The 22,842-nt window shown below is 65.8% G+C and carries 22 protein-coding genes and 1 pseudogene; 7 read left to right on the top strand and 16 right to left on the bottom strand.

Annotated elements, in window-relative coordinates:
• Positions 1-5: 5 nt before the first annotated feature.
• The 7 genes and pseudogenes from H276_RS0112435 (at position 6) to H276_RS0112405 (ending at position 6,274) form a co-directional block, all read left to right on the top strand.
• Entirely contained in the window at positions 6-365 is a 360-nt protein-coding gene (locus tag H276_RS0112435; RefSeq protein ID WP_019971642.1) for a DUF4345 domain-containing protein, read from the top strand.
• Positions 366-602: 237 nt separating this feature from the next.
• Positions 603-772: pseudogene (locus tag H276_RS24080) on the top strand (TetR family transcriptional regulator); the annotation flags it as partial.
• Between the two features lie 19 nt (positions 773-791).
• Positions 792-1,478: a PIG-L deacetylase family protein gene (locus H276_RS0112425; protein ID WP_019971640.1), complete on the top strand. Its 687-nt coding sequence runs from the start codon at positions 792-794 to the stop codon at positions 1,476-1,478.
• Between the two features lie 48 nt (positions 1,479-1,526).
• A complete protein-coding gene (locus tag H276_RS0112420; RefSeq protein WP_019971639.1) occupies positions 1,527-2,564 on the top strand; it encodes a zinc-dependent alcohol dehydrogenase family protein in 1,038 nt (345 codons plus the stop codon).
• 51 nt (positions 2,565-2,615) lie between these two features.
• A complete protein-coding gene (locus tag H276_RS0112415) occupies positions 2,616-4,040 on the top strand; it encodes a DUF2252 domain-containing protein (protein ID WP_019971638.1) in 1,425 nt (474 codons plus the stop codon).
• A 147-nt stretch (positions 4,041-4,187) separates the two neighbouring features.
• Positions 4,188-5,681, top strand: coding sequence for an FAD-dependent monooxygenase (locus tag H276_RS0112410; RefSeq protein ID WP_019971637.1), 1,494 nt, complete (start codon positions 4,188-4,190; stop codon positions 5,679-5,681).
• A complete protein-coding gene (locus H276_RS0112405; protein ID WP_019971636.1) occupies positions 5,678-6,274 on the top strand; it encodes a TetR/AcrR family transcriptional regulator in 597 nt (198 codons plus the stop codon). The genes H276_RS0112410 and H276_RS0112405 overlap by 4 nt, the downstream gene beginning before the upstream one ends.
• Before the next feature lie 73 nt (positions 6,275-6,347).
• On the opposite strand, the gene nuoN is transcribed toward H276_RS0112405, so the two are convergent.
• From nuoN to H276_RS0112325, 16 genes are all read right to left on the bottom strand, one after another.
• Positions 6,348-7,913 (bottom strand): NADH-quinone oxidoreductase subunit NuoN, encoded by a 1,566-nt coding sequence (gene nuoN, locus H276_RS0112400; RefSeq protein WP_026356911.1) that lies wholly within the window; start codon positions 7,911-7,913, stop codon positions 6,348-6,350.
• A gap of 1 nt (position 7,914) precedes the next feature.
• Positions 7,915-9,519: an NADH-quinone oxidoreductase subunit M gene (locus tag H276_RS0112395; RefSeq protein ID WP_019971634.1), complete on the bottom strand. Its 1,605-nt coding sequence runs from the start codon at positions 9,517-9,519 to the stop codon at positions 7,915-7,917.
• On the bottom strand, positions 9,513-11,393 hold the full coding sequence (nuoL, locus tag H276_RS0112390) for an NADH-quinone oxidoreductase subunit L (protein WP_019971633.1): 1,881 nt from the start codon (positions 11,391-11,393) through the stop codon (positions 9,513-9,515). Before nuoL ends, H276_RS0112395 begins: the two co-directional genes overlap by 7 nt.
• A gap of 7 nt (positions 11,394-11,400) precedes the next feature.
• The gene (gene nuoK / locus H276_RS0112385) at positions 11,401-11,700 is read right to left on the bottom strand and encodes an NADH-quinone oxidoreductase subunit NuoK (RefSeq protein ID WP_019971632.1); all 300 of its coding nucleotides are present in this window, start codon (positions 11,698-11,700) and stop codon (positions 11,401-11,403) included.
• Between the two features lie 77 nt (positions 11,701-11,777).
• Positions 11,778-12,542 carry an NADH-quinone oxidoreductase subunit J gene (locus tag H276_RS0112380; RefSeq protein ID WP_019971631.1) on the bottom strand — a complete coding sequence of 255 codons (765 nt, stop codon included), beginning with the start codon at positions 12,540-12,542 and terminating at the stop codon, positions 11,778-11,780.
• On the bottom strand, positions 12,539-13,063 hold the full coding sequence (nuoI, locus tag H276_RS0112375) for an NADH-quinone oxidoreductase subunit NuoI (protein WP_019971630.1): 525 nt from the start codon (positions 13,061-13,063) through the stop codon (positions 12,539-12,541). Before nuoI ends, H276_RS0112380 begins: the two co-directional genes overlap by 4 nt.
• Positions 13,056-14,276 carry an NADH-quinone oxidoreductase subunit NuoH gene (gene nuoH / locus H276_RS0112370; protein WP_019971629.1) on the bottom strand — a complete coding sequence of 407 codons (1,221 nt, stop codon included), beginning with the start codon at positions 14,274-14,276 and terminating at the stop codon, positions 13,056-13,058. The genes nuoI and nuoH overlap by 8 nt, the downstream gene beginning before the upstream one ends.
• Entirely contained in the window at positions 14,273-16,660 is a 2,388-nt protein-coding gene (locus H276_RS0112365; protein ID WP_019971628.1) for an NADH-quinone oxidoreductase subunit G, read from the bottom strand. The genes nuoH and H276_RS0112365 overlap by 4 nt, the downstream gene beginning before the upstream one ends.
• A gap of 92 nt (positions 16,661-16,752) precedes the next feature.
• Positions 16,753-18,069 (bottom strand): NADH-quinone oxidoreductase subunit NuoF, encoded by a 1,317-nt coding sequence (gene nuoF, locus H276_RS0112360; RefSeq protein WP_019971627.1) that lies wholly within the window; start codon positions 18,067-18,069, stop codon positions 16,753-16,755.
• Complete coding sequence (gene nuoE / locus H276_RS0112355) at positions 18,066-18,797, bottom strand: NADH-quinone oxidoreductase subunit NuoE (RefSeq protein WP_019971626.1); 732 nt, start codon at positions 18,795-18,797, stop codon at positions 18,066-18,068. The genes nuoF and nuoE overlap by 4 nt, the downstream gene beginning before the upstream one ends.
• Positions 18,798-20,096, bottom strand: coding sequence for an NADH dehydrogenase (quinone) subunit D (gene nuoD / locus H276_RS0112350; protein WP_019971625.1), 1,299 nt, complete (start codon positions 20,094-20,096; stop codon positions 18,798-18,800).
• Positions 20,096-20,773 (bottom strand): NADH-quinone oxidoreductase subunit C, encoded by a 678-nt coding sequence (locus H276_RS0112345; protein ID WP_019971624.1) that lies wholly within the window; start codon positions 20,771-20,773, stop codon positions 20,096-20,098. The genes nuoD and H276_RS0112345 overlap by 1 nt, the downstream gene beginning before the upstream one ends.
• A complete protein-coding gene (locus tag H276_RS0112340; RefSeq protein WP_026356910.1) occupies positions 20,770-21,324 on the bottom strand; it encodes an NADH-quinone oxidoreductase subunit B family protein in 555 nt (184 codons plus the stop codon). Before H276_RS0112340 ends, H276_RS0112345 begins: the two co-directional genes overlap by 4 nt.
• Complete coding sequence (locus tag H276_RS0112335; RefSeq protein ID WP_019971622.1) at positions 21,315-21,683, bottom strand: NADH-quinone oxidoreductase subunit A; 369 nt, start codon at positions 21,681-21,683, stop codon at positions 21,315-21,317. The genes H276_RS0112340 and H276_RS0112335 overlap by 10 nt, the downstream gene beginning before the upstream one ends.
• A 174-nt stretch (positions 21,684-21,857) precedes the next feature.
• A complete protein-coding gene (locus tag H276_RS0112330; protein WP_019971621.1) occupies positions 21,858-22,256 on the bottom strand; it encodes a response regulator transcription factor in 399 nt (132 codons plus the stop codon).
• 64 nt (positions 22,257-22,320) lie between these two features.
• Complete coding sequence (locus H276_RS0112325; protein WP_019971620.1) at positions 22,321-22,839, bottom strand: YceI family protein; 519 nt, start codon at positions 22,837-22,839, stop codon at positions 22,321-22,323.
• Positions 22,840-22,842 lie beyond the last annotated feature (3 nt).

The following is a 22,842-nucleotide window of genomic DNA, read 5'->3' as shown; positions in this document are numbered from 1 at the left end:
TTGCCGTGGTTGTGATCATCGTCGTTGGCGCGTTCTTCGCGGGCATGGGGCTCTACGCACTGGCTGCTCCGGGGGCTCTGCTGCGGCCGTTCGGCATGGTGCCCGTCGAGCCGACCGCCCGCGCCGAGGTGCGCGCGGTGTACGGCGGTTTCGGTGTGGCGGTGGCCGCTGTGCTCGGCTACGCCGCCGCCACGCCTGGGCAGTTGCGTACCGGGATCGTGATCACCATCGGCGTCGCTCTCGTGGGAATGGCTTTGGGCCGCATCGTCTCTGCCGTGATCGACAGCCGGACCTCGTTCTACCCCAACTGGTTCTACTGCCTGGTCGAGACCCTCGCGGCGTCCGCTCTGTTTTCGGTGGCGTGATTTTCTCCGCGAGCGGCTGCCCGGGCGAGCAGCAGGGTGGTGGTGGCATATTGGTCACCCTCATTTTCGAGAAGACGTGTCGGTACCCCGACACGCCGCAAAACCGGTACCGCAGCGTCTGCTCGCGGGGTCGGTCACCACGGCCTGTTCAGTGCCCACAAGCTTTCCCTCCCGGCGTGATTGCGATCCTGTCGGTAGCGTTACGAAAGCAGCCCGGTCCTCGAATGGCAAGGTCCCGAACGTGCCCAGGCCACCAAGACTGCGCTGTACCGAAGAAGGCCGAACTTGTGCACGAGGCGGGTTTCCCCGCAGCGCCGAGTGCTCTGGCCACCCCGGCCGGAGATGTTGCCGCCGACATGCCGCCGACCGCGATCTCGACCATCGATGGACGCTTGACGTCAACCGTCATTGAGGTCTGACACTGGTGTGGTGAACGAAAAAGCCGTACAACCATTTCCCGCGAGCTGGAACACCGCACTGGTGTTGGTGCCGCATCCGGACGACCCCGAGTACGGGATCGGCGCCGCCGTCGCGAAGTGGACCGCTGCCGGTAAGGACGTGCACTATGCGCTGGCCTCACGCGGCGAGGCGGGTATCGCCGGTATGCCGCCCGAACAGGCGGGGCCACTGCGCGAAAGCGAGCAGCGACGGTCGGCCGCCGTCGTCGGTGTCCGCGACGTGGTGTTCTGGAACTTCCCCGACAGCAACATTCGCGACACCGCGCCGCTGCGGGCAAAGATCGCCGAGACCATTTCGGCGCTGCGGCCCGACGTCGTCGTCACCATCTACGGCGGGTCCCGTTGGGCTCCTGACGCGCCGAATCAACGGGATCACATCGAATTCGCGCACGCGGTCGCGGCCGCCTTTGACGGCCTCTCCGAGCCACCGGCATGGCTGTTCGAGAACGGGCCGGACCCGACCCACTGTGAAGTGGTCGACGGCTACACCGAACTGGCGGTGAATTCACTTGCCGCCCATGAGGTCTATTTGTCGGTGCTCGATCCGGACACGCCGGTCATCGAACAGGCCCGCAGGCAGGTCGAGATGTCGACGCCCCCGCTCTCCGAACTAGGTGCGCGAACTGTGGGTTTCATTCTGAAACGGCATCGCTGAGCGGCGATCGGGACCGGTGTCGGCGATGATCCGCCTACCATCACAGCTGTGCGTGCTGTCATGTATACCGAGGTCGGTGCACTTCCCACGGTCGTCGAGGTGCCCGACCCCGAATGCCCGGCCGATGGGGTGATCCTCGCGGTGGCCGCGACGGGCGTGTGCCGGTCGGATTGGCACGCCTGGCGGGGCCACGATCCCGTGGAACTTCCGATCATTCCCGGCCACGAGTTCTCCGGCACCATCACAACAGTCGGGGCGGACGTGTCCGGTTGGCAGGTCGGCGAGCGTGTCACCGTGCCGTTCGCAATAGGTTGCGGGCGTTGCGAGTTCTGTCTGGCCGGTGATGCCCAGGTGTGCCCCGATCAACTGCAGCCCGGGTTCACCTTGCCGGGGGCCTTCGCGCAGCAGGTGGCGATACCACGCGCGCAGGCCAACCTGGTGCGCTTGCCGGATACCGTGTCGTTCGTCGCGGCGGCAGCGCTGGGTTGCCGGTTCGCCACGGCGTTCCGGGCTGTCGTGACCCATGGCCGGGTACAGCCCGGACAGTGGGTCGCTGTGCATGGCTGCGGGGGCGTCGGCCTGTCGGCGGTGATGATCGCGAAAGCCTTCGGAGCCAAGGTCGTTGCTATCGACCACAGCGCCGAAGCCCTCGCAACAGCCAGCCGGCTGGGACCCGACGAAGTGATCAATGGGTCCGAGATCATAGATGTCGCAAGCGAAGTCGTGCACCGGACCGGGGGAGGCGCGCATATCGGGGTCGACGCCATCGGCCATCCCGCGGTCGCGAAAGCTTCGGTGTCGTCGCTGCGCCGGCGCGGTCGCCACGTCCAGGTTGGTCTGCTGCTCGGTGATGCGGCGCACACCGCCCTGCCCATGGACCGCGTGGTCGCACAGGAACTCGCGATCCTCGGATCCCACGGGATGCCTGCTGCCGACTATCCGGCGATGCTGGAGCTCCTTGTGAGCGGTGCACTCGACCCGCAACGTTTGGTCACCCGTGTGGTCGGACTCGATGAGGCGGGCGCGGCATTGGCTGCCATGGATGCGCCGGCAGGTCCAGGGATGACCATCGTCATGCCGGTTTGACTTTCCCTCCTCGCCTCCGGGCCGCGCGGTGTCAAGTCGTACCATCAGCCTGTGACCAGCGCTTCGGGAAAGAACGGCGGCCATACTGTGTTGGCTGAGGCCGACAGCACCGCCTATCAGTCGCTGCGGCACCGGCCGGTGTCGCGTGCTGAGCGGTACGGGATCGGCAAGGCGTTGCGTAAACGGGTGCCACGCCGCACGCTGGCTGACTGGGATCCACCGGTCGGTCGCCCCGATCCGGTCCAATTGATCTCGATCAACCACCAAGGCCGCGTCGATCGGCTCATACCGATCCGGGTCGGCCGCATGATCGCCTCTCCGTATGGCTTTCTCCGTGGTTCGGCGGTGGTCATGGCCGAGGACGTCGCGCACCTACCGACCACCGGCATCACCCCCGTCGTCTGCGGTGACGCGCATCTGGGTAATTTCGGGTTCTACGCGTCACCCGAACGGGACCTGGTCATCGACCTCAATGATTTCGACGAGGCTCATCCCGGCGGTTGGGAATGGGATCTGCGCCGGCTGGTGGCCAGCATCTGGGTCGCCGGCCGGCACAATGGCGCCACCGAAGAGCAGTGCGGCGCCTCGGTGCAAGCCTGTGTTGCGTCCTACCGCAGCCAGATTCGCTGGCTGGCCGACCAGCCGCTGTTCGCCCGCTCGTTTCAGCGGATCCTCGCCGACAAACTGGCTGCCGAGGCTGAGGGGCCGCTGCAGGGCGAGGTGAGCCGCGCGGCCAAGCGTGCCCGCAACCGCACGAGCGATCGGGCCCTGCCACGGTTCACCCAGGAGATCGACGGGGTGCGGCGGCTGGTGGAGGAGCCGCCGCTGATCAATCGGTTGTCCGAGCCGGACGCCGCGCAACTCGCCGAAGCGCTCGACGAGTACCTGACCACCCTGGCCCCGCACTGGCGTCGCATGCTCGGTGGGTACACGCTCGTGGACGTTGCGCACAAGGTGGTCGGCGTCGGCAGTGTCGGACTGCGCGCCTACGTCGCGCTGCTCGAAGGTTCGACTGCTGACGACGTGATTTTCCTGCAGCTCAAACAGGCCCGCCGATCGGTGCTGGCGCGTTACGTGCACGGCGAATCCGCCTGGCACGCCCACCAGGGGCAGCGGGTGGTGGAGTACCAGCAGGCGCTGCAGACCGTGAGCGATCCGCTGCTGGGCTGGACAAGCATGGGCGGCCGGCAGTACTACGTGCGTCAGTTCCGCAACATGAAGGGCACCATTCCGTTGGATGCCATCGACGCCGCCGCGCTCACCGACTACGCGGGCGTGGTGGGGCAGTTACTCGCCAAGGGGCACGCGCGCACGAGTGGCGCGTCGATGATCGCCGGCTACATGGGCCGCTCCGATCGGGTCGACCAGGCACTGTGCCTGTTCGCCCGACGCTACGCCGATCAGACCGAGGCCGATCACGCTGCGCTGGTGGCCGCCGTGGACCGTGGGCTGCTGCCCGTCGAGCGGGGCGTCTAGCGTCGATCAGTCGAGAAACTGACCCGACGGCGCAACGCATTCCGGGCTTCCGAGCGAGGGGCCGGACCGGATCATGATCGCTGTGGCGGAGGACTACGGTGAGGTGTAATTTAGTTACGATACCGTTTCGTTATTTAAGTAGGGATCATGGCCGATCGTGAGGTACTGATCGCGGGCGCCGGCCCGGCCGGACTGGCAGTGGCCTGCGGCTTGCTGAGTCAGGGCGTGCCGGTGCGCATCGTCGACAAGGCCGGCGGTCCCGCCACCACGTCGCGGGCCAACTTCGTGCACGCGCGCGGATCGGAGGTGCTCGACCGCCTCGGTGCACTCGACGACTTGCCGCAACAGTCGGTGCGTGCCATGCAGATCACCACCTATCTTGGCGATAAACCGATCATGCGGTTGCGGTTCGGGGATCCCGGAATTCGTTCGGCCGCACCACCTATGGTCATCTCCCAGGCGATGGTCGAAGCGTCACTGCGGGACCGGCTCACCGAGTTGGGCGGTGCGGTGGAGTGGTCGACACCGCTGACCGACCTACGACAGGATGCCACCGGCGTCGCGGCGACCTTCGAGGATGGAAGCACGACTCGGACGGCCTGGTTGGTCGGCTGCGATGGTGCCGCCAGCACCACACGACGCCGCGCCGGGATCGGATTCCCCGGCGTACAACTGACCGAGCGTTTCCTGCTGGCCGACGTGCGGCTCGACTGGGACCTGGACAGGTCGGGCACCACCGGCTGGATTCACCCCGACGGCATGGTCGGCGCCATGCCGATGCCCGGCGGCAGCTGGCGCATCATTGCCTACGACCCCGGTCTATCCGGCGACGCGCCCGACGACGAGATCCTGCATCGGCTACAGCGACTGCTACCCGGGCGAACCGGCCGTGACGTGCAGGTGACGGCGGCCGAGTGGCTGTCGATGTTCATCGTGCATCGTCGGCTGGCCGACACCTACCGTCGGGGCCGGGTCCTGATCGCCGGCGACGCCGCTCACACTCATGCTCCCTTCGGTGGACAAGGCATGCTGACCGGCCTCGGCGATGCCGAGAACCTCGCGTGGAAGCTCGGTCTGGTGGTCCAGGGTGTCGCCGACGCCGTGTTGCTCGACAGCTATGAGGCCGAACGCCGTCCACTGGCGACAGAGGTGCTGCGGGGCACCACTGCGGTCACCAAGGTGAACATCACGCAGCGACCGGCCGGCCGGTTCATCCGCGACCGGATCGCCGTGCCGCTCCTCAATCTGCCTGCCGTGCAGCGCTGGGTGACCTATCAGACGTCGCAGTTGTGGGTCAGCTACCGCAAGGGACCGCTGGCCGAAAGGTCATTTCCGTTGGCGCGCAAGCCAAGACCCGGCGACCGGGTGCCGGATGGGTCGTACCTGGCGCTTGATGGCAGCCCGGTGCGCCTCTACCCGCAGCTGCGTGGGCATTGGGTGCTTGTCGTGCCTGACAGTCAATCGGCGTTGTGCGGCGTCGCCCGGGCTTATCTCGGCAGCCGCGTGACCATTCTGCGTCAGGCCGACCGGTCCGAGACATACCTCGTCCGCCCCGACGGTCACCTCGCCTGGCGCGGCACCGATTCCGGGCAGCTCGACAGCTGGCTGTCCCGGACGCTGGTCGGCGGACGGGTCAGATGACCGTCGGGCGCGGGCGCCCCCGTGACCCCGCAGTCGACACGGCGATCCTCACCGCGGCACTGGATCTGTTCATCGAACAAGGTATCGCCGCGATGAGCATCGAGCAGATCGCCAAACGTGCCGGCGTCGGCAAACCGACGCTGTACCGGCGGTGGTCGACGAAAGAGGCGCTAATTGCCGACGCGATCGAAGCGCTCGTCGTCGCCGATGTCACCTGGCCGACCCGCGACGAGATCGATGCCGTACCAACGCATCAACTCGTCAAACGAAACATTGCGGCGACAGCCCGCACTGCCGCCGATCCGCGATTTCGTGCCCTCATCGCACAGATCTACGGCTCGGCGGTGACGCATCCGCTGCTGATGCAGACGTATTGGACGCACTACATCCAGCCGCGGCGTGAGCTGACCATCGCGATGCTCCGCCGCGCGAAAACCGACGGCCGGATCGCACCCGACACGGATTTGGAGGTGCTGGTCGACATGCTCGCCGGCGGCGTGACCTACCGTGTGCTGCAACCAGATCCACCGACCGTCAAGCAGATGAAGCACTACCTGGAGGCCGCCTATCGTCAGGCGGGTCTGTTGCCTTAACCGCGCGAGCAGACATTGCGGTACCGGAAATGCGGCGTGTCCGGTACCGCAATGTCTGCTCGCGCAGGGGAAATCAGCGCAGGAACACCTCGGCGTTGTTGGCCAGATCCAGCAGCGGCTGCGGCAGCGCGCCCAATACGAAGGTGACCACCGCGGTGACGACCACTACGGTCATGGTCGGCGCGCTCGGTACCACCACCTGCGGCGCGTCGTCAGGAGGATCGGTGAAGAACATCAGCACGATCACCCGCACGTAGAAGTAGGCGGCGACGGCGCTGGCGATCACGCCGACGATCACCAGCGGAATGGCGCCGCCCTGACCAGCCGCCTTGAACACCGCGAACTTGCTGACGAACCCACTGGTCAGCGGGATACCGGCGAAAGCCAGCAGAAACAGTGAAAACACCACACCGACAACCGGATAGCGCCGCCCCAACCCGGCCCATCGGGACATGGCGGTCGCCTCTTCGCCCGTGTCATCGCGGACCAGGCCGACCACGGCGAACGCACCGACCGTGCTGAAACCGTAGGCGAACAGGTAGAACAGCGTCGAGGACACACCGGCCGGGTTTGCGGCGATCACGCCGGTGAGGATGAAGCCGGTATGCGAGATAGCGGAATAGGCCAGCATCCGTTTGACATCGGTCTGGGTGACCGCGACGACAGTGCCGATCACCATGGTCAGGATCGCCACCGCCCACAACACCGGGCGCCAGTCAGCCCGCAACTCCGGCAATGCCACGTAGAAGATCCGCAGCATGGCGCCGAAGGCGGCGATCTTGGTGGCGGCCGCCATGAACGCAGTGATCACCGTCGGAGCGCCCTGATACACATCGGGCACCCACGAATGGAACGGCACCGCACCGACTTTGAACAGCACCCCGACCAGCAACAGGCCGATGCCGATCAGCGCCAGCGGCGTGCGGCCACTGCCTGCGGCCACCGCGTCGGCGATTCCCGGCAGTGTCAGGGTTCCGGCGTAGCCGTACATCATCGCCGCGCCGTACAAGAAGAACGCCGACGAAAACGCGCCGAGCAGAAAATATTTCAGAGCGGCTTCCTGCGACAGCAGCCGCCGCCGACGTGCCAGCCCGCACAACAGGTACAGCGGCAACGACAGCACTTCCAGGGCGATGAACATGGTGAGCAAGTCGTTGGCAGCCGGGAACAGCAGCATGCCGCCGATGGCCAGCATGGTCAACGGAAACACCTCGGTCTGCATGACGCCGGCCCGGGTGGCCAACTGCTCGGCCACACTGCCCGCGACCGCTGAAGCCTGCGGCGTGAAAGCGTCCAGACCTCGTGCGCCACCGTCGGTTTGGCTGCCGATCTGTCGTTCGGCGACGAGCAGGATTCCGAGAATACCGACCAAGGCAATCGTGGCCTGCTGGAACAGCGCCGGGGGATCGAGCATGACCGCGCCGAGCACGGCAGCCCGCCCGGGGCTGCCGTGCAGGTCGTGCGCCAACAGTCCCACCGCGGCGAGGGCCGCGACCAGCCCGCCGAGCGCCAAGGTCACCTGAACCGGGTAACGGCTGCGCCGAGGCGCGAAGGCCTCCACGAGCACACCGGCGACCGCCACGCCGAAGACGATCAGCATGGGCGAGAGCAAGCCGTACTCGATGCTGGGTGTCACCATGTCAGCGGCTCCCTTCCGCCACGGTCGGCGGTGCACTCGGTATCGGATCGGTCTGGCCCATGATGGTCAGGGTGTGCTGGACTGCCGGATTGATCACGTCGAGCACGGGTTTGGGATAGATCCCCAGCACCAGTAACAAAGCGATCAACGGTGCCACCACGGCGAGTTCGCGAGGAACGAGATCGCGGAGGCTGCCCACACCGGCGGTGCCGTCCCCGTCGTCCTCACGGACTGGACCGGTCATCATCCGTTGGTAGGTCCACAGGATGTAGACCGCCGAGAGCACCAGGGCCGTCGAGGCGAATACCGCCAGCACCGGATAGCGGGTGAAGGTGCCGATGAGGACCAGGAATTCGCTGATGAACGGCGCCAGGCCGGGCAGTGACAGGGTGGCGAGCCCGGCCACCAGGAACGTGCCGGCCAGGACCGGGGCCACCTTCTGCACCCCGCCGTAGGCGGCGATGAGCCGGCTGCCGCGCCGGGACACCAGGAAGCCGGCGATGAGGAACAGGGCAGCCGTGGAGATCCCGTGGTTGATCATGTAGAGCGTCGACCCGGACTGCCCCTGGCTGGTCATGACGAAGATGCCCAGGATGATGAAGCCGAAGTGCGAGATCGACGTGTAGGCGATCAGCCGCATCACGTCGACCTGACCGATCGCGAGCACTGCGCCGTAGACGATGCCGATCACCGCCAGCGTGATGATGAACGGGCGGAAATAGGTCGCCGCGTCGGGGAACAACGGCAGACAGTAGCGCAGCATGCCGAACGTGCCGACCTTGTCCATGATGGCCATCATCAGCACGGCGCTGGCCGGGGTGGCCTCCACTGCGGCATCGGGCAGCCAACGGTGAAACGGCCACAGCGGCGCCTTGACGGCGAACGCGAACATGAACCCCAGGAACAGGAAGCCGCCCACCGCCGGACTGAGCACCAGTCGGCCCGACGTGACCGCCTCGACAATGGCGCGGAAGTCGAACGTGCCGGACCCGAAAACATCGCTCTGCGCCGTCACCACGTACAGCCCGATCACCGCGGCCAGCATGACCAGCCCGCCGAACAGGTTGTACAGCAGGAACTTCACTGCGGCCTTGGAAGCCTGCGCTCGGCTGCCGCCATACCCGCCGATGAGGAAGTACATCGGGATGAGCATGGCCTCGAAGAACACGTAGAACAGCAGGATGTCCAGGGCGACCAGCGACATGAACACCATGCCTTCGACCGCCAGCATGAGTGCGAGATACGCCTGGACCGATCGGCCGGCCAGGCCCGTCCGGTCGGTGGCGTCGTTCCAGCCGGCGACGATCAGCAGCGGCAGCAAAACCGCGGTGAGAACCACAAGCGCGAGCGCAATCCCGTCGACGCCGAGGATGTATCCGGTGCCGAAAGAAGGGATCCACGGGTGTGATTCGACGAACTGGTACTGCTTGCCGCCCGGGTCGAAGCCGACCGCGAGGACGATCGTCACGCCGAGCGCCGCGATCGACACGGCCAGGGCGAGCCATTTGGCCAGAACCCGCTGACCGGCCGGGATCAGGATCACGATCGCGGCGCCCACGGTCGGAACCGCCCAGAGCACCGTGAGCCACGGAAAGGTACTCACCACAGTCTCACCGCCAGGATTGCCGCCACCACCAGCGCCGCACCGGCAAGCATCGACAGCGCATAGGACCGCGCGAAGCCGGTCTGCCATTGTCGTAATCGGTCAGAGGTTCTGCTGACCAGGGCGGCCAACCCGTTCGCGGTCCCGTCCACACCCTTGTCATCTACCTCGGCCAGGACCGCTGTCAGCGTCTGCCCACCCCGCATGAACACCGCCTCGTTGAACGCGTCGCCGTACAGATCCCGGCGGGCGGCCACTGTGAGCGCCGAACCTACCGGGACGTCCACCGGAACCGGCTGGCGGGCGTACATGCGGTAGGCGATCGCAATACCCACTGCCACCACCGCCAACACCACGACCGTCACCACCCACGCGGGTACGCCGTGCTCTGCCTCATGGCTGCCGACGACCGGTTCGAGCCAGTGCGACAGCGTCCCGCCAATCGCCAGGGCGCCACCGGAGACCACCGAGCCGACTGCCAACAGGATCATGGGCCAGGTCATCACGGCCGGGGCTTCGTGAGGGTGTGCTTCTGGGGCCCAACGTTTCTCACCGAAGAACGTCATCAGCATCACGCGCGTCATGTAGAAGGCGGTGATCCCGGCGCCGAGAATGGCGGCCCCGCCGAGAATCACGCCGCGCGCTCCGCCGGCCCCCAGCGCGGCTTCGATGATGCCGTCCTTGGAGAAGAACCCGGCCAGTGGCGGCACCCCGATGATCGCGAGGTAACCGAGCCCGAACGTGGCGAACGTGATCGGCAGAACCTTCCGCAGCCCGCCGTAGCGGCGCATGTTCACCTCGTCGTTCATGGCATGCATGACCGAACCGGCACCGAGGAACAGCCCGGCCTTGAAGAACCCGTGCGTCAGCAGATGCATGATGGCGAATGCGTAACCGGCCGGCCCGAGCCCGGCCGCGAGCACCATGTAGCCGATCTGGCTCATGGTCGATGCCGCGAGGGCTTTCTTGATGTCGTCCTTGGCGCAGCCGATGATCGCACCGAACAGCAGCGTGACGGCGCCGACGATGACGACACCGGTCTGGGCGGCCGGTGCGAGATCGAAGATCGGGCCGGACCGCACGATCAGGTACACGCCCGCGGTGACCATGGTGGCCGCGTGGATCAGCGCCGACACTGGCGTCGGACCTTCCATCGCATCACCCAGCCAGGACTGCAGCGGCACCTGCGCAGACTTACCGCACGCCCCCAGCAACAACAGCAGCCCGATGGCGGTCAACGCCCACTGACTCACCGCCGGCGCGGCGGAGAACACCCCCGCGAACGAGATCGAGCCGATGCTGGCGAACATGATCGCCACAGCGATCACCAGGCCCATGTCACCGACTCGGTTGACGACGAATGCCTTCTTGGCCGCGGTCGCCGCCGACGGCTTGTACGACCAGAACCCGATGAGCAGGTAGGACGCGAGGCCCACGCCTTCCCACCCGGCGTACAGACCGAGGTAGTTGTCGGCCAGCACCAGCAGCAGCATGGCTGCGAGGAACAGGTTGAGGTACGCGAAAAACCTTCTCCGGTCCGGATCTTCGGCCATATACCCGATCGAGTAGATGTGGATCAGTGAGCCGACGCCGGTGATCAGCAACACGAAGCACACCGACAGCTGATCGAGCTGCATACCGAAGTCGACATGCAGTCCGCCGGCAGGGACCCAGGAGAACAACGTCTCGTGAATCGCCCGGTCCTCGCCGTCGCGGCCGAGCATTCCGGTGAACAGCACTGCCCCCACCACGAACGCGGCGATCGACATCGCACACCCCAGCAGGTGACCCCAGCGGTCGGAGCGTCGCCCGGCCAACAGCAGGATCGCTGCCCCCGCGGACGGGAGGGCGATCAGCAGCCATACAGGTAGTGTCATCGCGCCCTTAATGTTTCAGCAGATTGGCGTCATCGACCGAGGCCGAATGTCGCGTGCGGAAGATGGTCATGATGATGGCCAGCCCGATCACCACCTCGCAGGCGGCGACCACCATGGTGAAGAAGGCCACGACCTGACCGTCGAGGTGACCGTGCATGCGGGAGAACGTCACGAATGCGAGGTTTGCCGCGTTGAGCATCAGCTCCACGCACATGAACATGACGATGGCGTTGCGCCGCAACAACACTCCGGATGCACCGATGGTGAACAGCAGAGCCGACAGATACAGATAGTTCGCGGGATTCATCTATGCTCCTCGCGTCCGCAGATCCATCTGTGCTCCTCGCGTCCGCAGATGCATCTGTGCTCCTCGCGTCCGCGGGTTCACTGGCCCTCCCTCTTCGCATCCGTCGCGACACTGCGCTGCGGCAGGATGGCGCTGACCGACAGCACGGCATCGGAGCCGTCGGGCAGTCGGGCCGGGATGTCGACCGCGTTGTGGCGCGCGTAGACGCCGGGATTGGGCAACGGGGTCGGACGCCCACCGGTTTGGAAGCGTTCGATCGCCAATTCGCGCTGGGTCTTTCGGCGTTCGAACCGCTCCCGGTGCGCCAATACCATGGCGCCGAGCGCAGCTGTGATCAACAGGGCACTGGTGAGCTCGAATGCCCACAGGTAGCGGGTGAAGATCAGCGCGGCCAGCCCTTGCACGTTGCCGCCACTGTTGGCCTGCGTGAGCCCGGTGAAGCCGACAGTCGAGACGGTGCCGACGCCCGCGATCAGCAGGATGCCGAAGCCCAGCCCTGCGACAAGTGCCGCGACCCGTTGCCCGCGCAGGGTTTCCACCAGTGATTCCGACAGGTCGACACCGATGAGCATGAGCACGAACAGGAACAGCATCATCACGGCACCGGTGTAGACCACCACCTGAACCACTCCGAGGAACAACGCATCCTGGGCGACGTAGAGCACCGCGAGCGCGATCATCGTCGAGGCCAGGAACACCGCCGAGTACACCGCCTTGGGCGCGGCCACCACACCGACGGCACCGACCACCGCTACCGCGCCGAGGATCCAGAACACGACGGCTTCCGACATCGAGGTCGTCGTCATGCCGTCGGTCGCGGCGGCGATTAGCTCGAGCCTCATCGGGCGTTCTCGGTACAGGGTGTGATCTTGCCCAGGTAGTAGTCGTCGTCGGTGCTGCCCGGCGCCATGTCATGCGGCGGGGCCTGCATGCCGGGCTGTAACGGGGCCAGCAGTTTGTCCTTGTCCAGAATGAGATCGGCGCGGTTGTCGTCAGCCATTTCGTAGTTGTTGGTCATGGTCAGCGCGCGCGTCGGGCACGCCTCGATGCACAACCCGCAGCCGATACAGCGCAGATAGTTGATCTGGTACACCCGCCCGTAGCGCTCACCTGGTGAAAAGCGCTCGCCGGGCAGGTTGTCGGCACCTTCGACGAAGATGGCGTCCGCCGGGCAGGCCCAGGCGCACAGCTCGCAACCGATGCACTTCTCCAGGCCATCGGGATACCGGTTGAGCTGGTGGCGGCCGTGGTAGCGGGGTGCGACAGGCCCTGGCTTCTCCGGATACTCTTCGGTGACCCGCTTCTTGAACATCGAGGTGAATGTGACCGCGAAGCCGGCCAGGGCGTCGAGGAATTTAGGCATCAGCGGTCTCCTTAATGGCGGCTGGCAGCGGCGGCACCGGATATGCCCCGATGCTCTGCCGCGGCGTCGGTCGAACGGTTCTGCCTCGCAGGAACTTCCACAGCGCGAGAAGGATGGCGACCATTACCACTGCGGCACCGATCAAACCGGTCGCCCAGGCTTGGTCGGCATGGCTGTGCAAGCTGCGAGTGATGGCCACGACCATGATCCAGGCCAGCGACACCGGGATCAGGATCTTCCAACCCAACGCCATGAACTGGTCGTACCGCAGCCGCGGCAGGGTGGCGCGTAGCCACATGTAGAGGAACATGAAGGTCCACACCTTGGCGGTGAACCACAGCAGCGGCCACCACCCGCTGTTGGCGCCATCGATCATGTTGAACGGGAACGGTGCATGCCACCCGCCGAGGAACATGGTGGTGGCCAGCGCCGAGACGGTGGTCATGTTGACGTACTCGGCGAGCATGAACATCGCGAACTTCAGTGACGAGTACTCGGTGTGGAATCCGCCGACGAGTTCGCCCTCGGCCTCGGGCAGATCGAAAGGCGCACGGTTGGTTTCGCCGACCATCGCGGTCAGATACACCAGAAATGCCGGCAGTAGCAAGAACACGAACCAGGTGCGGTCCTGAGCCGCCACGATCCCAGAGGTTGACATGGTGCCCGCATATAGGAACACCGCGGCGAACGTCAACGCCATCGCGATCTCGTAGGAGATTACCTGGGCGCTGGACCGCAGGCCGCCCAGCAGTGGATAGGTGGACCCTGATGCCCACCCGGCCAGTACGATTCCGTACACGCCGATCGAGGTGACGGCCAGGATATAGAGGACCGCTACGGGCAGATCGGTCAATTGCAGTGGGGTTCGGTGGCCGAACACCGACACCGCGCCGCCCATCGGGATCACCGCGAACGCCATGAACGCGGGGACCACCGAAATTACCGGCGCCAGTAGGTAGATCGGTTTGTCGACGCCAACCGGGGTCAGTCCCTCCTTGAGCGCTAGCTTGACGCCGTCGGCGAGAGACTGCAGCAGACCCCAGGGGCCGACCCGATTGGGGCCGGGCCGATTCTGCATCCATCCCAGCACTTTGCGTTCGACCAGGATGGCGGTCAGCACCGTCAGCAACAGGAACACGAAGACGCCCAGCGCCTTGGCCAGGACCAGCCACCACGGATCGTGGCCGAACAGGGTGGGGTCGGGATACGTCATGAACCGGCTCCGATCGACACGACGGCCCCGGCGACGGCGCCGAGTTGCCGGTACACCGCCGAGCCGGGGGAGTGCAGCGGGAGCCACACCACCCGGTCGGCCATCTCTGTGACGGCAAGCGGAAGGGTGACGGCACCGCGATCGGTGCGGATGGTCACCGGATCACCGTGTACCGCACCGATTTCAGCGGCAGTGGCGGCCGACAACCGGGCCACCGGCGTCGGTGCGGTACCGGCCAGATACGGCTCGCCGTCCTGCAGACGCCCGGCGTCGAGCAGCATGCGCCAGCTCGCCAGCACCGCCTCCCCCGGCCCTGGATCCGCTGGTGCCGCGGTCGGCGCCGATGGTGCGTCTGGGCGTGGTCCCGACCAGGAACCCAGCGCGGCCAGCTCGGCATCCGCGGCCGCCGGGGTCTTCAGGCCGAGGTCGACGCCGATCTCGTCGGCCAGGTAGTGCAGGACCCGAAGGTCCGGAATCGCGTTGGTGCGCAATGACGGTTCGAACGGGCGCATCCGGCCCTCCCAGTTGAGGAATGCGCCGGCCTTCTCCACCACTGGCGCGACCGGGAACACCACGTCGGCGAGTTCGGTCACTGCGCTCTCCCGTAGCTCCAGACTGACCACGAACGGTGTCGTGCGCAGCGCCGACACCGCCAGGACCGGATCGGGCAGATCGTCGAGTTCGACACCGCCGACCACCAGGGCACCGAGTTGGCCATCGGCCGCGGAGGCCAGGATCGCGGCCGTGTCGCGGCCAGGTGTGCTCGGCAGTTCACCGGAGCTCCAGGCCTGCTCGGTCTGCGCGCGGGCCTGCGGATCGGTGACGGGACGGCCGCCCGGCAGCAGGTTGGGCAGGGCGCCGGCCTCCACGGCGCCGCGTTCCCCGGCCCGTCGCGGAATCCAGGCCAGCCGGGCGCCGGTGGCGGCCGACAATCGCGCGGCCGCGGACAGCGCACCCGGTGACCCGGCGAGCCGCTCACCGACCAGGATGACTGCGCCCGGTTCGCGCAACCGGGCATCGCCGGTCAAGCCGTCGAGCGCGGCGGCTTCGGCACCTGGGACGGTGGGAAGCAGCGTTCCCGACATCTTCTCCAAACCGCGGGTAGCGAAGGGCGCCAGCGACAGCACCCGTACCCCATGTTTGCGGGCACCTTTGCGTAGCCGCAGGAACACGATCGGCGATTCTTCCTCGGGCTCGAAGCCGGCCAGCAGGACGGTGGGCGCCAATTCGAGTTCGGCGTACCGCAACGCCATCGACCGGCCGGCCACCGCGGTGGCAAGGAAGTCGGCCTCCTCGGCGGAGTGGTCACGGGCGCGGAAGTCGATGTCGTTGGTGCCCAAGACCATCCGCGCAAACTTCGAGTAGGCGTAGGCGTCCTCAACTGTGCTGCGCCCGCCCACCAGGACCCCCGCGTTGCCGCCCGCTGCCAACAGACCGGCTCCGGCCACGGTGAGGGCCTCCGACCAGGACGCCGGCCGCAGGGTGCCCGTGTCGTCACGTAGCAGGGGAGTGGTGATGCGATCACCGACGGTCGGGTAGGTGAACGCCCAACGGCCCTTGTCGCAATTCCACTCCTCGTTGACCTCGGGATCGTCACCGGCCAAGCGGCGCAGCACTTTCCCGCGGCGATGGTCAGTGCGTTGGGCGCATCCGGACGCGCAGTGCTCGCACACGCTGGGACTGGACACCAGGTCGAACGGCCGGGCCCGGAATCGGTAGGCGGCGCCGGTCAGCGCCCCTACCGGGCAGATCTGCACGGTGTTGCCGGAGAAGTAGGACTGGAACGGCTCGTCCGGTGCGATCCCAACCTGTTGCAGCGCACCGCGTTCCAATAGGTCGATGAACGGGTCCCCGGCGATCTGGGCGGAGAAACGGGTACAGCGGGCGCACAGCACACAGCGTTCACGGTCCAGCAGGACTTGTGCGGAGATGTTGATGGGTTTCGGATAGGTGCGCTTGACGTCGGTGAACCGGGTTTCGGGACGCCCGTTGGACATCGCCTGGTTCTGCAGCGGGCATTCCCCGCCCTTGTCGCAGATCGGGCAGTCGAGCGGATGATTGATCAACAGCAGTTCCATCACGCCGCGTTGCGCCTTGTCGGCCGCCTCGGAGGTGAACTGGGTGTGCACCACCATGTCAGGGGTGACGGGGGTGGTGCACGACGCCATCGGCTTGCGCTGACCCTCGATGTCGACCAGGCATTGGCGGCAGGCGCCCACCGGTTCCAGCAGCGGGTGGTCACAGAACCGGGGAATCTGGATCCCCATCAGCTCGGCCGCGCGGATGACCAATGTTCCCTTCGGCACACTGATTTCGTCCCCGTCGATGATCAGCGTCACCATTTCCACCGGTGGCGTGTCCTTGGTCGGCTCGGCCAGTGTCACGAGCGGCCCCCTTTCCTTGCGCGAGCAGACATGAAAGTCCCCGTATCCCCGGCGTGTCGAGTACCTATGTGTCTGCTCGCGGTGAGAAACATCTACACACCTGCCTCTTCGGTTGCCAGCAGCGCCGAGGCGTGCGGATCGAACGGACAACCGCCGTCCAAGTGCGCGACATACTCGTCGCGGAAAAGCTTGATCGATGACATGACCGGGGTGGCAGCACCGTCACCCAACGCGCAGAACGATTTTCCGAAGACGGTGTCGGAGATGTCGAGCAGCTTGTCGATGTCTTCGTCGGTCGCCGCGCCGGTCTCCAGACGGGCGTAGATCTGGGCCAGCCAGTAGGTGCCCTCACGGCACGGCGTGCACTTGCCGCAAGATTCGTGCGCGTAGAACTGGCTCCAGCGGCGGACCGCGCGCACCACACAGGTGGTGTCGTCGAAGATCTGCAACGCCTTGGTTCCCAGCATCGACCCGACTGAAGCCATCCCCTCGTAATCCAATGGGACGTCGAGATGTTCGGCGGTCAGCAGTGGTGTGGAGGAGCCGCCCGGGGTCCAGAATTTCAATGTGTGGCCGGTACGTATGCCGCCGGCGTAGTTGAGCAGTTCCCGCAGTGTGATGCCCAGCGGAGCCTCGTACTGCCCTGGCCGGTTCACGTGGCCGGACAGCGAATAGAGCGTGAAACCGGGGGATTTCTCCGACCCCATGGACCGGAACCAATCCACGCCGTTGAGCAGGATCGGCGGGACGCTGGCGATGGACTCCACATTGTTGACCACGGTCGGGCAGGCGTAGAGGCCTGCCACTGCCGGGAACGGTGGACGCAGTCGCGGCTGGCCACGGCGCCCCTCCAGAGAATCCAGCAGTGCGGTCTCCTCACCGCAGATGTATGCGCCCGCACCGGCGTGCACCGTCAGTTCCAGGTCGAAGCCCGAGCCGAGGATGTTCGAGCCCAGATAGCCGGCGTCATAGGCATCGGCGACGGCCGCCTGCAGGCGCCGCAGCACCGGAACGACTTCGCCGCGCAAGTAGATGAAGGCATGCTTGGCCCGAATCGCATAAGCCGCGATGATCACGCCCTCGACCAGGAAATGCGGGGTGGTCAGCATCAGCGGGATGTCTTTGCAAGTGCCGGGTTCGGATTCGTCGGCGTTGACCACCAGGTAGTGCGGCTTGGCGCCGGCCCCCTCGGTGCCCTGCGGGATGAACGACCACTTCATGCCGGTCGGGAAGCCGGCACCGCCCCGGCCGCGCAGGCCCGAATCCTTCACCAGCGCAATGACATCGTCAGGCGGCATCGCCAGCGCCTGCTGCAATGCGCGGTAGCCGTCGTGGCGGCGGTAGGTATCCAGCGTCCAGGGTTGCGGTTCGTCCCAGAACCGGCTCAGTACGGGTGTTAGCGCAGTCATGCTTCTGTCCCGTCCGGGTTCGGAGCCGACATCCCGAGTTCACGTGCCTGGTACAGCCCCGCCAATGTGGCGGCTCCGGGTGCCCCGCCCGGCACGTGTGGATCGGTCAGCCCGGCCAGTGTGCGCGCGGTCTCGCGGAAGGTGCACAGCGGTGCGCCGCGGGTGGGGTCCGGCGGGTTACCGGTACGTAGCCCGTCGACCAGATCGCGTGCCGACGAAGGGGTTTGGTTGTCGTAGAACTCCCAGTTGACCATGACGACCGGGGCGTAGTCGCAAGCTGCGTTGCATTCGATGTGTTCGAGGGTTACGCGTCCGTCCGCGGTGGTCTCACCGGCGCTGATGCCCAGATGGTCCTGTAGCACATCGAGAATCGCGTCACCACCCATGATCGCGCACAACGTGTTGGTGCACACCCCAACCAGATAGTCACCGGCCGGCGTGCGCCGGTACATCGAATAGAACGTCGCCACCGCGGTGACCTCGGCGTCGGTCAGTCCGAGTCGTGCTGCGCAGAACCGGATTCCGGCGGGGGTGAGGCATCCGTCCTCCGCCTGCACCAGATGCAGCAGGGCCAGCAGGGCCGAGCGCGCATCGGGGTAGCGGTCGATGATGCGTTGCGCGTCGACGTTCAGCCGGGCTGTGACGTCGTCGGGATATGCCGCGGGCCCGTTGATCGGCGGGCCCGCTTCGTCGGGCCGTTGCCCGAGCTCCAGGAAAACTTCGTTCACCTAGCGGTCCACCCCTCCCATGACCGGATCAATCGACGCAACCGCCGCGATCGCGTCGGCCACCATGCCGCCCTCGCACATCGCCGCCACCGCTTGCAGATTGGTGAACGACGGGTCGCGGTAATGCACCCGGTACGGCCGGGTGCCACCGTCGGAGACCATGTGTACGCCGAGCTCGCCGCGGGGCGACTCCACTGCGACATACACCTGACCTGCCGGTACCCGGATGCCTTCGGTGACGAGCTTGAAGTGGTGGATCAACCCTTCCATCGAGCGGCCCATGATCTTTGCGATGTGCTCGGGGGAGTTGCCCAGCCCATCGGGTCCGAGTTTGAGATCCGCGGGCCAGGCCAGCTTTTTGTCGCTGATCATGACCGGACCGGGCTCCAATCTGTCTATGCACTGTTGCACGATCTTCAACGACTCCCGCATCTCCTTGACCCGGATGATGTAGCGGCCGTAGGAGTCACACTGGTCGTCGGTGATCACGTCGAATTCGTAGTTCTCGTAACCGCAATACGGTTGGGTTTTGCGCAGGTCGTGCGGCAACCCGGTGGACCGAAGCACGGGCCCGGTGATGCCCAGTGCGATGCACCCCGTGAGATCCAGATAGCCGACGCCGACCGTGCGGGCTTTCCAGATGTAGTTCTCGTTGAGCAGATCCTCCAAGTCGTTCAACCGCTTCGGCAGCAATTCCATCAGGGCCCGCAATTGGGGAAGCGCGTCGTCGGGAAGGTCGACAGCCAGTCCGCCGGGCCGGATGTAAGCGTGGTTCATCCGCAAACCGGTGATCGCCTCGAAGACTTTCAGGATCTCCTCGCGTTCACGGAATCCGTAGAACATCGCGCTCATCGCGCCCAGTTCCATCCCGCCGGTCGCCAGTGCCACCAGATGCGATGAGATGCGGTTGAGTTCCATCAGCATCACGCGGATCACGTTGGCCCGCTCGGGGATGTCGTCGGTGATGCCGAGCAGCTTCTCCACCCCGAGGCAGTACGCCGTCTCGTTGAAAAACGGTGACAGGTAATCCATTCGGGTGACGAACGTGACGCCTTGGGTCCAGTTGCGGAATTCCAGGTTCTTCTCGATGCCGGTGTGCAGGTACCCGATGCCGCAACGGGCTTCGGTGACGATCTCGCCCTCGATCTCGAGGATCAGGCGCAGCACTCCATGGGTGGATGGGTGCTGCGGGCCCATATTGACCACGATGCGCTCGCCGGCATGCTCCCGGGCGGCCGCCACGACCTGGTCCCAGTCCTGTCCGCCGACCATGACGACGGAGGATTCGTCGGTAGTCATCAGTTGTACGACCTCCGCTGATCGGGCGGTGGAATCTGGGCGCCGTGATACTCCACCGGAACGCCGCCGAGCGGGTAGTCCTTACGTTGCGGGTGGCCCACCCAGTCGTCGGGCATCTCGATGCGGGTCAGTGCCGGATGACCGTCGAAGACGATGCCGAAGAAGTCATAGGTCTCGCGTTCGTGCCAGTCGGTCGTCGGGTAGATCGCGTACAACGACGGAATGTGCGGATCGGCATCCGGCGCGGCGACCTCCAACTGGATGCGCCGGTTGTGCGTGATGGACAGCAGCGGGTACACCGCGTGCAGTTCACGGCCGGAGTCGTCGGGATAGTGCACACCGCTAACGCCGAGGCACAGTTCGAAGCGCAGGGCAGGATCGTCACGCAACACCGCCGCGACCGCGGGCAGCTGCATCCGGCTGATCTCAAGGGTCAACTCGTCGCGGTACACCACCACCCGCTCGATCGATACCTCGTAGCGGTCCTCCCCGAGCGCCTCGGCGAGCCGATCGACCACCTCGTCGAAAAACCCGCCGTACGGCCGCGGCGAACTGCCGGGCAGGGCGACCGACCGCACCAAGCCGCCGTAGCCCGAGGTATCGCCGGTGCCGGAGGGGCCGAACATACCGTGGCGCACTCCGATCACCTCGGGTGTGTCGCCGTTGGAGGTGTTCATCGCAGCAGCCCCTTGAGCTCGATGGTGGGTGCGACCGACAGGGCTGCGTTCTCGGCCTCGCGGATCGCTTCGGCCCGGTTCACTCCGAGTGGCATTTGCTGAATCTTGTCGTGCAGCTTGAGGATGGCATGTAACAGCATTTCGGGGCGGGGCGGGCAGCCCGGTAGATAGATGTCGACCGGAACCACGTGATCCACCCCTTGGACCACCGCATAGTTGTTGAACATGCCGCCCGAGGACGCGCAGACCCCCATTGCCAGCACCCATTTCGGCTCGGCCATCTGGTCGTAGATCTGCCGCAGCACGGGCGCCATCTTTTGGCTGACCCGGCCTGCCACGATCATCAGATCGGCTTGACGGGGGGTCGCGGAGAACCGCTCCATCCCGAACCGGGCGATGTCGAATCGCGGACCGGCCGTCGACATCATTTCGATGGCACAGCACGCCAGGCCGAACGTGGCAGGCCACAACGATCCCTTGCGGACGTAACCGGCCACCACTTCCACCGTGGAGAGCAGGATGCCGCCGGGCAGACGTTCTTCTAGTCCCAATTCAAGCCCCCTCGCCGCCATACGTAGGCGTACGCCACGAACACCGTGAGCATGAACAACAGCATCTCCACCAGCGCAAACAGGCCGAGACTGTCGAAGGCGACCGCCCACGGGTACAGGAACACGATCTCGATGTCGAACACGATGAACAACATCGCCGTCAGGTAGTACCGGATCGGCATCCGCTGGCCGGTGGTGCCTGCCGAGCCGGGAGGCACCGGTTCGATACCGCATTCGTAGGCTTCGAGTTTGGACCGGTTGTAACGCTTGGGACCGATGATGAGGGCGATGCCCACGGAAACCACCGCGAACGCCGCGGCGATTGCACCGAGAACCAGAATTGGTGTGTATAGATTCATGCCGTGCGGCTGCTCCCTCGCTGGGCTGTCGATGTGAGCTCACCCACAGCCTAGCGAGCTTTGCGGCCCGCGCCATGCATTTTGATTAGTATCGGTTACTACCGGGCCGGTGTGCAACAGTGCACTTTGCCGTGCTATGAATATTGAACGGTTACAGGATATTTCGCGTTCTGGTTACCGTGCGGGGGTGCGCAGCAAGGACACCACCGCGTCGCTGAGCCGGATCGGGTCGATCGGGTGCGGGACGGCCGCCTCGGCGCGTGACCAGTTGGCCAGCCAGGCATCGTCCGGCCGTCCGGTGAGCACCAGGATCGGCGGGCAGTCGTCGATCTCGTCCTTGAGCTGCTTGGCGATTCCCATTCCGCCGGTGGGCGTGGCCTCGCCGTCTAGGATGGCGAGGTCGAATCCGCCCTTGTCCATCTGCGCGATCACTATCGGTGCGGTCGCGATCTCGACATACTCCAGTTCGGGTAATTCCGGGTGAATGCGTTTGCCGAGCGCGAGTCGTACCTGCTCGCGGGTGCGCGGGTTGTTGCTGTACACCAGGATGCGCAGCGGCGAGGGGCCGACCATGCTCGCGATGCTACTGGCTGAGTACCGCGCGGACCGGTCAACTCGGCGAATTCGACTTATACGTTCAGTCGCGGGTGAACACCAGCTCCGCGGAGATCTCCGTCGTCGGGCCGACCATGCCGAGCAGGTTGCCCGAGACGCCGAATTCTCGCCTGTCGACCGTGCAGCCACCGGCCACCCGTACCGCTCCGTCCTCCAGAATCTGCACGGTGACCGGCAATTCGACGGGGCGCGAAATGGCGCGGACCGTGAGCGTCGCCTGCAGCCGAGCATCGTGCGCATCGGCAGGCTGCGCTCCCGTCACCTCCACGACGATGTCGGGGTGGTTGTCGACGTCGAAGAAATCGGCGGAGCGCAGATGCTTGTCGCGTTTGGCGATCCCGGTGTGCAGTGACGTCGTGCGGACCGTCACGCGCCCGGTCACCGTCTCTCCTACGATGCCGTCGCCGCCGAGCCCGGAGAATGTGCCGGTCACCGTCGAGAGTCCCCACGCGGTCTTGTTCCGGAACCTCACCGAGGATCGGTTTGGCGCGAGTCTCCAGCGGCCCGCGGTGTCGACGAGGATGTCCGGCAGAGTGGTCATGGC

The sequence above is a fragment of the Mycobacterium sp. 141 genome (genome assembly GCF_000382405.1).
Taxonomy (GTDB): domain Bacteria; phylum Actinomycetota; class Actinomycetes; order Mycobacteriales; family Mycobacteriaceae; genus Mycobacterium.
Note: the sequence above shows the minus strand (reverse complement) of the source record. Positions and strands in the feature narration are given on the sequence as shown.

Coding starts and splice junctions, on each gene's coding strand:
- H276_RS0112410 (WP_019971637.1), top strand. CDS start 4,188: ATGGCCGATCGTGAGGTACTGATCGCGGGCGCCGGCCCGGCCGGACTG.
- H276_RS0112405 (WP_019971636.1), top strand. CDS start 5,678: ATGACCGTCGGGCGCGGGCGCCCCCGTGACCCCGCAGTCGACACGGCG.
- nuoN (WP_026356911.1), bottom strand. CDS start 7,913: ATGGTGACACCCAGCATCGAGTACGGCTTGCTCTCGCCCATGCTGATC.
- nuoL (WP_019971633.1), bottom strand. CDS start 11,393: ATGACACTACCTGTATGGCTGCTGATCGCCCTCCCGTCCGCGGGGGCA.
- nuoK (WP_019971632.1), bottom strand. CDS start 11,700: ATGAATCCCGCGAACTATCTGTATCTGTCGGCTCTGCTGTTCACCATC.
- H276_RS0112380 (WP_019971631.1), bottom strand. CDS start 12,542: ATGAGGCTCGAGCTAATCGCCGCCGCGACCGACGGCATGACGACGACC.
- nuoI (WP_019971630.1), bottom strand. CDS start 13,063: ATGCCTAAATTCCTCGACGCCCTGGCCGGCTTCGCGGTCACATTCACC.
- nuoH (WP_019971629.1), bottom strand. CDS start 14,276: ATGACGTATCCCGACCCCACCCTGTTCGGCCACGATCCGTGGTGGCTG.
- nuoF (WP_019971627.1), bottom strand. CDS start 18,069: ATGACTGCGCTAACACCCGTACTGAGCCGGTTCTGGGACGAACCGCAA.
- nuoD (WP_019971625.1), bottom strand. CDS start 20,096: ATGACTACCGACGAATCCTCCGTCGTCATGGTCGGCGGACAGGACTGG.
- H276_RS0112345 (WP_019971624.1), bottom strand. CDS start 20,773: ATGAACACCTCCAACGGCGACACACCCGAGGTGATCGGAGTGCGCCAC.
- H276_RS0112335 (WP_019971622.1), bottom strand. CDS start 21,683: ATGAATCTATACACACCAATTCTGGTTCTCGGTGCAATCGCCGCGGCG.
- H276_RS0112330 (WP_019971621.1), bottom strand. CDS start 22,256: ATGGTCGGCCCCTCGCCGCTGCGCATCCTGGTGTACAGCAACAACCCG.
- H276_RS0112325 (WP_019971620.1), bottom strand. CDS start 22,839: ATGACCACTCTGCCGGACATCCTCGTCGACACCGCGGGCCGCTGGAGA.